This window comes from Klebsiella electrica, from assembly GCF_006711645.1.
Classification (GTDB): Bacteria; Pseudomonadota; Gammaproteobacteria; order Enterobacterales; family Enterobacteriaceae; genus Klebsiella; species Klebsiella electrica.
On sequence record NZ_CP041247.1, the window covers coordinates 892,079 to 902,835 of the forward strand.

Annotated in this window: 9 protein-coding genes and 1 pseudogene; 9 read left to right on the plus strand and 1 reads right to left on the minus strand. The window is 57.1% G+C overall.

The features are described from left to right. Positions 1–60: 60 nt before the first annotated feature. Positions 61–213 (minus strand): annotated as a pseudogene (locus Electrica_RS28760) (hypothetical protein); the annotation flags it as partial. 441 nt (positions 214–654) lie between these two features. On the opposite strand from Electrica_RS28760, the gene rppH reads away from it, so the two are divergent. From rppH to recC, 9 genes are all read left to right on the plus strand, one after another. Beyond that, a complete protein-coding gene (rppH, locus tag Electrica_RS04315) occupies positions 655–1,185 on the plus strand; it encodes an RNA pyrophosphohydrolase (protein WP_100686117.1) in 531 nt (176 codons plus the stop codon). Positions 1,186–1,197: 12 nt separating this feature from the next. Next, on the plus strand, positions 1,198–3,444 hold the full coding sequence (gene ptsP, locus Electrica_RS04320) for a phosphoenolpyruvate--protein phosphotransferase (protein ID WP_100686116.1): 2,247 nt from the start codon (positions 1,198–1,200) through the stop codon (positions 3,442–3,444). A gap of 264 nt (positions 3,445–3,708) precedes the next feature. Next, positions 3,709–4,584 (plus strand): prolipoprotein diacylglyceryl transferase, encoded by an 876-nt coding sequence (lgt, locus tag Electrica_RS04325; RefSeq protein ID WP_100686115.1) that lies wholly within the window; start codon positions 3,709–3,711, stop codon positions 4,582–4,584. Between the two features lie 6 nt (positions 4,585–4,590). Then, entirely contained in the window at positions 4,591–5,385 is a 795-nt protein-coding gene (gene thyA, locus Electrica_RS04330) for a thymidylate synthase (RefSeq protein WP_141963599.1), read from the plus strand. 187 nt (positions 5,386–5,572) lie between these two features. Continuing rightward, positions 5,573–6,040: a prepilin peptidase-dependent protein gene (locus Electrica_RS04335; protein ID WP_131048664.1), complete on the plus strand. Its 468-nt coding sequence runs from the start codon at positions 5,573–5,575 to the stop codon at positions 6,038–6,040. Continuing rightward, positions 6,031–6,594, plus strand: coding sequence for a prepilin peptidase-dependent protein (locus tag Electrica_RS04340; RefSeq protein WP_131048665.1), 564 nt, complete (start codon positions 6,031–6,033; stop codon positions 6,592–6,594). Before Electrica_RS04335 ends, Electrica_RS04340 begins: the two co-directional genes overlap by 10 nt. Further along, a complete protein-coding gene (locus Electrica_RS04345; RefSeq protein WP_141963601.1) occupies positions 6,591–6,998 on the plus strand; it encodes a DUF2509 family protein in 408 nt (135 codons plus the stop codon). The genes Electrica_RS04340 and Electrica_RS04345 overlap by 4 nt, the downstream gene beginning before the upstream one ends. Positions 6,999–7,039: 41 nt before the next feature. Next, positions 7,040–7,306 carry a prepilin-type N-terminal cleavage/methylation domain-containing protein gene (locus Electrica_RS04350; protein WP_255493289.1) on the plus strand — a complete coding sequence of 89 codons (267 nt, stop codon included), beginning with the start codon at positions 7,040–7,042 and terminating at the stop codon, positions 7,304–7,306. A 12-nt stretch (positions 7,307–7,318) separates the two neighbouring features. Then, positions 7,319–10,690 (plus strand): exodeoxyribonuclease V subunit gamma, encoded by a 3,372-nt coding sequence (gene recC / locus Electrica_RS04355; RefSeq protein WP_141963603.1) that lies wholly within the window; start codon positions 7,319–7,321, stop codon positions 10,688–10,690. Positions 10,691–10,757: the final 67 nt, after the last annotated feature.

Below are 10,757 nucleotides of genomic sequence, written 5' to 3' on the forward strand. Positions count from 1 at the left end.
CGCTAATTCAGCGCATTGTGGATAGAGTTTACCTTTTTCTGGGTAACTATGACAATTTGATGATTCGTATGGATTTTTTTTCATTTTTTTGTCGTTGTGAAAACAGTGAAAGCGGGTTTTCCAGAACTGGTCACTGGCAATGAACAGGATCTTACACCATGTTATCCACAGAAAAATGGGATAACTGGGGAAAAGTGGCACTACTGTTTCCATTTACAGCCTTGACGTGCGACGAAAATCGAATTTTTAGACAAAATGTGCCCAGTGGACTCGGATAATCTGTGGATAAAATCGTCATTGCTCGATCTTTCATCAGTTCCAGGATCACATGTGTGATGATCATCACGTTTAACTGTAATTATTGAAAGGTATATGTGCTAACATAATGAATGTAATGCCATTATTAAATGATATGATTCGTAGGCGATTCGGACTACTCCGGGTTTTCCCTGGGTAATTCCATACTTCTTCACAACTCTATCCACAGAAAAAGTGAATAAAATGGGGTCGCGATCGCTTTCGTTGTTTATAACTCTGCTGATTACTGTGAGTTATTCAAATGTTATTCGGCGGCACAGTGGCAACAGAGTGGTTTACCGTTCACAGCGAGTGTGAAACAATCGTTCACATTGAAGATTATTTTGAGGTAGTCCGGTGATTGATGACGATGGCTACCGCCCAAATGTCGGTATTGTAATCTGTAATCGCCAGGGCCAGGTGATGTGGGCCAGGCGCTATGGTCAGCACTCGTGGCAGTTCCCGCAAGGGGGCATTAATCCAGGTGAATCAGCCGAGCAGGCCATGTATCGGGAATTGTTCGAAGAGGTGGGGTTAAGTCGTAAAGATGTGCGAATCCTGGCCTCAACCCGTAACTGGCTGCGTTACAAGTTGCCTAAACGTTTGGTGCGTTGGGACACAAAGCCGGTTTGTATCGGCCAGAAACAGAAGTGGTTTCTCCTGCAGTTGATCGGCAGCGATGCGGAAATCAATATGCAAACCAGTAGTACGCCTGAGTTTGATGGTTGGCGCTGGGTAAGTTACTGGTACCCGGTTCGTCAGGTGGTGTCGTTTAAGCGCGACGTGTACCGCCGGGTGATGAAAGAGTTTGCCAGCATGACCATGTCGCTGGCGGAAAGTGCACCTAAACCGCAAAGCGCGCCTGCTTATCGACGTAAAAGAGGTTAAGCCACGCATATTATGCTCACTCGGTTACGAGAAATCGTCGAGAAGGTCGCGAGTGCGCCGCGTTTAAACGAGGCGCTGGATATCCTGGTCACCGATATCTGCATTGCGATGGAAACGGAAGTTTGTTCGGTTTACCTGGCCGATCACGATCGACGATGTTATTACCTGATGGCCACTCGCGGGCTGAAAAAACCTCGCGGGCGTACCGTTGCGCTCGCGTTTGACGAAGGCCTCGTTGGCCTGGTCGGGCGCCTTGCCGAGCCTATCAACCTTGCCGATGCGCAAAAACACCCCAGCTTTAAATACATTCCGGCCGTTAAAGAGGATCGCTTCCGCGCGTTTCTTGGCGTGCCGATTATCCAGCGGCGTCAGCTGCTTGGGGTGCTGGTGGTGCAGCAGCGTGAGCTGCGTCAGTTTGACGAAAGCGAAGAGTCGTTTCTCGTCACCCTTGCGACGCAAATGGCCGCCATTCTTTCCCAGTCTCAGCTGACCGCGCTGTTTGGCCAGTATCGACAGACGCGTATTCGCGCGCTGCCCGCCTCCTCCGGGGTGGCGATTGCCGAAGGCTGGATGGACATCAGTCTGCCGCTCATGGAGCAGGTGTACGAAGCCTCGACGCTGGATACGGCTTCCGAACGCGAACGCCTGACCGGCGCGCTGGAAGAAGCGGCGAGCGAGTTTCGTCGCTACAGCAAGCGCTATGCCGCCGGGGCGCAAAAAGAGACGTCGGCGATCTTCGATCTCTATTCGCACCTGCTTTCCGACGCGCGTCTGCGCCGCGAGCTCTTTGCGGAGGTCGACAAAGGCGCGGTGGCAGAATGGGCGGTGAAAAAGATCATCGAGAAATTCGCCGAACAGTTTGCCGCCCTGAGCGACGGTTATCTGAAAGAGCGGGCTGGCGATCTACGTACTCTCGGCCAGCGCCTGCTTTTCCACCTCGACGATTCCATTCAGGGCCCCAATACCTGGCCGGCGCGTATTGTGCTGGTGGCGGACGAGCTGTCGGCCACGACGCTGGCGGAAGTTCCGCAGGACAGGCTGGCGGGCGTCGTCGTCCGCGATGGCGCCGCGAACTCCCACGCCGCCATCATGGTGCGGGCGCTGGGGATCCCGACGGTTATGGGGGCGGATATCCAGCCTTCGCTACTCCACGGCCACATGCTGGTGGTGGATGGCTACCGCGGCGAACTGCTGGTCGACCCGGAACCGGCGCTGCTGCAGGAATACCAGCGCCTGGTCAGCGAAGAGAATGAACTCAGCCGGCTGGCGGAAGACGATCTGGAACACACTTCCGAGCTGAAAAGCGGCGAGCGGGTGAAGGTCATGCTGAACGCTGGCCTGAGCCTGGAACATGAAGAAAAACTGGGCAATTTTATCGACGGCATCGGTCTGTACCGTACGGAAATTCCGTTTATGCTGCAAAGCGGTTTCCCGTCGGAAGAGGAGCAGGTCGCCCAGTATCAGGGCATGCTGCAGATGTTTAATGAAAAGCCCGTGACCCTGCGTACGCTGGATATCGGCGCCGATAAGCAGCTGCCGTACATGCCGATCAGCGAAGAGAACCCGTGCCTCGGCTGGCGCGGGATCCGTATTACCCTCGATCAGCCGGAAATTTTTCTCATCCAGGTACGCGCCATGCTGCGTGCCAATGCGGCGACCGGCAATCTGAGTATTTTGCTGCCAATGGTGACCAGCCTTGACGAAGTGGATGAAGCGCGTCGCCTGATCGATCGCGCCAGCCGTGAAGTCGAAGAGATGATTGGCTACGCCATTCCTCGCCCGCGTCTTGGCGTGATGCTGGAAGTGCCTTCGATGGTCTTTATGCTGCCGAACCTCGCCAGCCGCGTGGACTTTATTTCGGTTGGGACCAATGACCTGACTCAGTATATCCTCGCCGTCGATCGTAACAACACCCGGGTTGCCAGCATGTATGACAGCCTGCATCCCGCGGTACTGCGGGCGCTGGCGATGATTGCGCATGACGCCGAACGCTTCGGCATCGACCTGCGGCTGTGCGGTGAAATGGCGGGCGATCCGATGTGCGTGACTATCCTGATTGGCCTTGGCTATCGCCATTTGTCGATGAACGGTCGCTCGGTGGCAAGGGTTAAATACCTGCTGCGGCGTATCGATATTGCAGAAGCTCAGGAGCTGTCGCGCCGGAGCCTTGAGGCGCAGATGGCCACGGAAGTTCGTCATCAGGTGGCGGCTTTCATGGAGCGACGCGGCCTGGGCGGCTTGATCCGCGGCGGCCGGTAGCCGTCAGAGAGCGGTAGGCCGGGTAAGCTTAGCGCCACCCGGCAAAAGAATGGCGCACTCAGGTAGCCCGGAGAGACGATCGGTGCCGCCTTTGGAAAACTGCCGTGCGCTGTTAGCATTCATATACATATCTTTTACAACAACGGCACGGCCAGCGAATTAACCTTATGCTATTATTCGCCCCCTTGGAGCACCCGTATTGGTCGGGCGTGTATGATTACCGCTGTCCACTTTCGGCGGAATAACAAGTCTTTATGGTGACAGATGAATAGTGGCTACCTGCATTTCCCGGATTTTGATCCGGTGATATTTTCCGTTGGGCCGGTCTCCCTCCACTGGTACGGTTTGATGTACCTGGTCGGGTTTGTTTTTGCGATGTGGCTAGCCACCCGTCGGGCCAACCGTCCGGGCAGCGGCTGGAGCAAAAACGAAGTTGAAAATCTGCTGTATGCCGGGTTCCTTGGCGTTTTCCTCGGTGGCCGTATCGGCTACGTCCTGTTCTATAATCTGCCGGTTTTCCTGCAGGACCCGCTGTATCTGTTCCGCGTCTGGGACGGCGGCATGTCGTTCCACGGTGGTCTGATTGGCGTCATCCTCGTGATGATCATTTTTGCCAAACGCACCAAACGCACTTTCTTCCAGGTCTCCGATTTTATCGCGCCGCTGATCCCCTTTGGCCTCGGGGCGGGGCGTCTGGGCAACTTTATCAACGGTGAACTGTGGGGACGCGTCGATCCGAGCTTCCATTATTCGATGATTTTCCCCGGCTCGCGCGCAGAAGATCTGGCGTTGCTGCCGTCTCATCCGCAATGGCAATCGCTGTTCGATACCTACGGCGCACTGCCGCGTCACGCTTCGCAGCTATACGAACTGGCGCTGGAAGGGGTCGTCCTGTTCCTGATCCTGAACCTGTTTATCCGCAAACCGCGCCCGACCGGGTCGGTATCCGGTCTGTTCCTGATTGGCTACGGCCTGTTCCGCATTATCGTGGAATTCTTCCGCCAGCCAGACCAGCAGTTCACCGGCGAATGGGTACAGTACATCAGCATGGGGCAGATTCTTTCGATCCCAATGGTGCTTGCGGGTATCATTATGATGGTCTGGGCGTACCGTCGTCGTCCGCAGCAACAAACTTCTTGAGGAACCATGAAACAGTATCTTGATTTGATGCAGAAAGTGCTCGCCGAGGGCACGCAAAAAAATGACCGCACCGGTACCGGCACGATCTCCATTTTCGGCCATCAGATGCGTTTTAACCTGCAGGAAGGCTTCCCGCTGGTGACGACCAAGCGCTGTCATTTACGCTCCATCATCCATGAACTGCTGTGGTTCCTCCAGGGTGACACCAACATCGCGTATCTGCATGAAAACAATGTCACTATCTGGGACGAGTGGGCAGATGAAAATGGCGATCTGGGGCCGGTTTACGGCAAACAGTGGCGTTCCTGGCCTGCGCCGGACGGCCGCCATATCGACCAGATCAGCACCGTGATGGAACAGCTGAAAAACGACCCGGATTCACGTCGCATCATCGTTTCTGCGTGGAACGTGGGCGAGCTGGATAAAATGGCGCTGGCGCCGTGCCATGCGTTTTTCCAGTTCTACGTCGCGGACGGTAAACTCTCCTGTCAGCTCTATCAGCGCTCCTGCGATGTGTTCCTCGGCCTGCCGTTTAACATCGCCAGCTATGCGCTGCTGGTGCACATGGTCGCCCAGCAGTGCGATCTGGAAGTCGGTGATTTTGTCTGGACCGGTGGGGATACTCATCTCTACAGCAACCACCTTGCACAGACGGATCTGCAGCTGAGCCGCGAACCGCGTCCGCTGCCGAAGCTGGTCATCAAACGCAAACCGGCGTCGATTTTCGATTACCGCTTTGAAGATTTCGATATCGAAGGTTACGACCCGCATCCGGGAATTAAAGCGCCGGTGGCGATTTAATTCGTCCGGCACAGGATGCCATAGAAAGCTAAAAACCGGTGCCTGAGGCGCCGGTTTTTTTTACCTGCGCAACCACGCTCCCTGATTTTCTGCAACCATCTGCAAGGCTGACGCCTGGCTTCGGCACGCCTCGCGAAACGCTATTTTGTCCGTCGTCTTCGCGCTGCCTTTTCCCCATACTCGCGGGATGAACAGACAACGCGGCTATACCCTTATTGAAACGCTGATCGCGCTGGCGCTGATATTCATCCTCAGCGCCGGCGGAGTCTACAGCTGGCAGAGCTGGCAGCAGCAACAGCGTTTATGGCAAACCGCCAACCAGGTGCGCGACTATCTGGTGCTGCTACGCGACGACGCAAACTGGCATAACCGCAACCGGCTGGTGAAGGTGGGGCAACGCGGCGGCGGCTGGTGTCTGAGCGCCGAGGAGACACTTGCGGAGTGTGCGACAGCAACGCCGTTTACGCTGCACCCACGCTGGCCGGAAGTGGCGCTCAGCCATATCACGCCGGGATTAGGTTTTTACGGGCTGCGTAACAGCGCCTGGGCCGGCCATATCCGGCTGCAAAGTGCGGGGGGGAGCTGGAATATTATCGTGTCGGACTGGGGACGAATTCGCCTGTGTCGTAATGAGGAGACCGCATCGTGCCTTTAATTCCCCGAGGTTTTTCGCTGGCCGAGACGCTTATCTCGATGGCCATCAGCGCTATCTTACTGATGGGCGCAGCGCGTTTTTTGCCTGCTTTGCAGCGACAGGCGCTGCGGCAGACTCAGCAACAGTCGCTGGATAACGAACTCTGGCAGCGCGTATATACGGTAGCGAAACATCTGCAGCGTGCGGGCTATTGCGCCGGGGAGTGCGTGGGACAACCGTTGCTCATCGCCAGTGGGGGGCACTGTGCGATCGTCCGTTGGGACAGTAATAGCAACGGCGCGTGGGATGCCACGCCGGAAGCAATGTCTGAGGCGACAGGATTTCGTTTGAACAACGGGGCGCTGGAAACGCGACGCGGCGCCACCAGTTGCAGCGATGGCGGATGGGAAAAAATGACAAATCCCGGTGCGCTCAACGTGACCCATTTTCAGATTACCCGCCAGGATATCGCCGGATTTGCTCCCGAGCTCATCGTCATGCTGGCGGCGCACGCGGTGGCGGATCCCCGGATTTCGGCTCAGGCGGAATATCGCGTGACCGGGTATAACTTATGAGCCGTCAGCGTGGGGGCTCCTCGTTGCTGATGGTGCTTTTGCTGCTGGCGCTTGGCAGCATGTTATTACAAGGGCTGAACCAGCAGCAGCGCTCTCTGCTGGCGCAAACCGCGGGGGAAACTCAGGCGATCCGCGAAACGGCTGGCGCGCACTCCGCGCTACAGTGGGGAAAAGCTCTGGCGTGGACGATACAGGATGCCAACGCCTGCCGTTACTCTGCTGCCGAGGGCTGGCGCGCCTGCCTGCGCATTTTTGACGATGCATCGGTCCTGTTAATCGCCAGCGGCGGTCGCATTTTGCTGTGGCAATCCGGCCGGGTTGAAGAGGGCGTCGTGCTCTTTTCTCCCCATGGCTGGAGCGACTTTTGTCCACTAACGGAGGCGAATCTGTGTCGGATGCCGTGAACAATGAGCAGGGTTTTAGCCTGCCGGAAACGCTGCTGGCGATGACCTTACTGGTTATGGTGGTCACCGCGCTTGGCGGCTACCAGCGTGGGCTGGCCACGGGTTTTATTCAGTTGAATCAATATCGCCAGCTGTGGCGAGACGCATGGCGCTATGGCCAGATGAACCCACCGCAGATTCCCCCCGGCGGGTCCGTTACCCGCTTGCAGACATCGGCGGCCAGATGTGTCAGCATCACGGTAACGATCACCATGCCCGTTGATAAACGGGTGCAGATGACCCGGCTGCATTGCCCGGTCAGTCAGTAGTCAGGAGCGAATATGTTAAGGGTGTACCACTCAAACCGTCTGGATGTTCTTGAAGCGTTGATGGAGTTTATCGTCGAGCGCCAGCGGCTGGACGACCCTTTCAAACCGGAAATGGTGCTGGTGCAAAGTACCGGGATGGCGCAGTGGCTACAGATGACGCTGGCAAAACGGTTTGGCATTGCCGCCAACATCGACTTCCCGCTCCCGGCGAGCTTTATCTGGGACATGTTTGTCCGCGTATTGTCGGATATCCCCGGAGAAAGCGCCTTCAGTAAGCAAAGCATGAGCTGGAAACTGATGACCCTGCTGCCGCAACGTCTTGACGATGAGGCTTTTACGCTGCTACGCCACTATCTCTGCGACGACAGCGACAAGCGCAAACTGTTTCAACTGGCAGCCCGGGTCGCCGACCTCTATGACCAGTATCTGGTCTATCGCCCGGAATGGCTGATGCGCTGGGAGGCCGATGAACGCGTCGATGGCCTCGGCGACGCCCAGCAGTGGCAGGCGCCGCTATGGAAGGCGCTGGTCGAACATACCGCCGCGCTGGGGCAGCCGCTCTGGCACCGCGCCAATCTGTACCAGCGTTTTATCAACACGCTGGAGGCGGCGGATGAGCCTCCGGCCGGGCTGCCTTCACGCGTCTTTATTTGCGGGATTTCGGCGCTGCCGCCGGTTTATCTACAGGCGCTGCAGGCGTTGGGCAAGCACGTCGATGTGTATGTGCTGTTCACCAACCCCTGTCGGTACTACTGGGGCGATATTAAAGATCCGGCCTTTCTGGCGAAACTGATGTCGCGCCAGCGCCGCCATCATCGTGAACCGCGCGAACTCCCGCTGTTTCGCGATAGCGGGCAGGCGCCAGGGTTGTTTAACGATGCAGGGGAACAGGACGTCGGTAACCCGCTGCTCGCCTCATGGGGGAAGCTGGGTCGCGACTATATCTATCTGCTGGCCGGGCTGGAACGTTATGAAGAGCTGGATGCTTTTGTCGATATTACGCCCGATAATCTGCTGCACAATTTACAGGCGGATATTCTCGATCTGCGTAATGCCGCAGTGGCCGGGCGAAGCGCGGAAGAGTTCGCCCACAGCCACAGTAAACGCTCGCTTGCTCTGGACGATCGTAGCCTGACTCTTCATGTCTGCCATAGCCCGCAGCGTGAGGTCGAGGTGCTGCATGACCGGCTGCTGGCGATGCTGGAAGAGAACCCTGAACTGACGCCGCGCGACATTATCGTGATGGTGGCGGATATCGACAGCTACAGCCCTTACATTCAGGCGGTATTCGGCAGCGCCAGCGGCGAGCGCTGGCTACCGTGGGCGATTTCCGACCGGCGCGCCACCGAATCGCATCCGGCTCTGCAGGCGTTTATTACGCTGCTTTCTCTGCCCGACAGCCGCTTTGCCAGCGAAGATGTGCTGGCCCTGCTGGATGTCCCGGTGCTCGCCGCGCGCTTTAACATTGATGAAGAGGGGCTGCGCTATCTGCGTCAGTGGGTTAATGAATCCGGCGTGCGCTGGGGAATGGATGACGATAATGTGCGCGAACTGGATCTGCCCGCCACCGGGCAACATACCTGGCGCTTTGGCCTGACGCGCATGCTGCTGGGCTATGCGATGGACAGCAGCCAGGGCGAATGGCGGTCGGTCCTGCCGTACGATGAGTCCAGCGGGCTGATCGCTGAGCTGGTGGGTAATCTGGCTTCGTTGCTGATGCAGCTCAACCTGTGGCGGCGGAAGCTGGCGCAGGAACGACCGCTGGCGGAATGGCTGCCGCTTTGTCGCGAACTGCTCAACGACTTTTTCCTGCCTGACGGCGATACCGAAGCGGCGCTGGCGCTGATTGAACAGCAGTGGCAGGCGATGATTGGTGAAGGCGCCCAGGCACAATATGAGCAGACCGTCCCTCTGTCTTTATTACGCGATGAACTGGCGCAGCGGTTGGACCAGCAGCGTATCAGCCAGCGTTTCCTCGCCGGGCCGATCAATATCTGCACCCTGATGCCGATGCGCTCCATACCGTTCAAAGTGGTGTGTCTGCTGGGGATGAACGACGGCGTTTATCCGCGGACGCTGGCGCCGCTGGGCTTCGATTTAATGAGCCAGAAACCGCAGCGCGGCGATCGCAGCCGTCGCGATGATGACCGCTATCTGTTCCTGGAAGCGCTGATGTCCGCCGAACAGACATTATATATCAGCTACATTGGCCGCTCGATTCAGGACAATAGCGAACGCTACCCTTCGGTGCTGGTGCAAGAACTGGCGGACTATATTGGCCAGAGCCACTGCCTGGCCGGGGATGAGGCGCTGGATTGTGACGCCAGCGAGCGACGCGTCAAAGCCCATATCACCCATCTGCACACGCGAATGCCTTTTGATGCGGCCAATTTCCGCGATGATGAATATCAGAGCTACGCCCGGGAGTGGCTGGCGGCCGCCAGCCAGCAGGGCGAGGCGCATAGCGACTTTATCCAGCCGCTGCCGGCGCAGGCTATCGAAACGCTACCGTTTGAACAGCTGCTGCGATTCTGGCAGCACCCGGTGCGCGCCTTTTTCCAGCAGCGCCTGCGGGTTAACTTCCGCTCTGAAGAGAGTGAGATTCCGGATGATGAGCCGTTCACCCTCGAAGGACTTAGCCGTTATCACCTGAACCAGCAGCTGCTGAATACGCTGATTGAACAACAGGATGCGTCGACGATGTATCGCCGCTTTCGCGCCGCGGGAGAGCTGCCCTTTGGCGCTTTTGGCGAGCTGGCCTGGGAGGCGCAGCGTCAGGAGATGCAAAACCTTGCGGAGCGGGTCATTGCCAGCCGACTGCCGGGGCAAAGCATGGAAATCGATCTGCAATGCAACGGAGTCAACATTACGGGGTGGCTACAGCAGGTACAATCTGACGGCCTGTTGCGCTGGCGGCCGTCGCTGCTGAGCGTCGCACAGGGGATGCAACTTTGGCTGGAACACCTTGTCTACTGTGCTAGCGGCGGAACCGGTGAAAGCCGGCTGCTGGTGCGCAAAGAGGGCGAATGGCGTTTCCCGCCGCTGGCGCAGGAACAGGCCAAAGCCTATCTTGATCAGCTGGTAGAGGGTTACCTGCAAGGCATGTCCAGACCGCTGCTGTTACTGCCAGAAAGCGGCGGTGCATGGCTAAAAGTCTGTTATGACGCTGAAAAGGATGTCATGTTAACGGACGAAGAGACGCAACAAAAAGCGCGTAGCAAATTTCTTCAGGTCTATGAAGGCAATATGGTGGTCAGCGGCGAAGGGACGGATGTCTGGTATCAGCGCCTCTGGCGCACGCTTGAACCGGCCTGCTATGAAGAAATTATTACGCAAACACAGCGCTACCTGTTGCCGATATTTCGTTTCCATCAGCCCGAATAAATTGGTAATAGTATAAAAATTGCGCAAAATAAGGTGTTCAATTATTATGCGCAACCTATCACGGACT

What these genes read in the sequence shown, in the direction of transcription:
- Electrica_RS04335 (WP_131048664.1), top strand. Translation starts at nt 5,573, where the DNA reads ATGAACAGACAACGCGGCTATACCCTTATTGAAACGCTGATCGCGCTG.
- thyA (WP_141963599.1), top strand. Translation starts at nt 4,591, where the DNA reads ATGAAACAGTATCTTGATTTGATGCAGAAAGTGCTCGCCGAGGGCACG.
- Electrica_RS04350 (WP_255493289.1), top strand. Translation starts at nt 7,040, where the DNA reads ATGACCTTACTGGTTATGGTGGTCACCGCGCTTGGCGGCTACCAGCGT.
- Electrica_RS04345 (WP_141963601.1), top strand. Translation starts at nt 6,591, where the DNA reads ATGAGCCGTCAGCGTGGGGGCTCCTCGTTGCTGATGGTGCTTTTGCTG.
- ptsP (WP_100686116.1), top strand. Translation starts at nt 1,198, where the DNA reads ATGCTCACTCGGTTACGAGAAATCGTCGAGAAGGTCGCGAGTGCGCCG.
- recC (WP_141963603.1), top strand. Translation starts at nt 7,319, where the DNA reads ATGTTAAGGGTGTACCACTCAAACCGTCTGGATGTTCTTGAAGCGTTG.
- lgt (WP_100686115.1), top strand. Translation starts at nt 3,709, where the DNA reads ATGAATAGTGGCTACCTGCATTTCCCGGATTTTGATCCGGTGATATTT.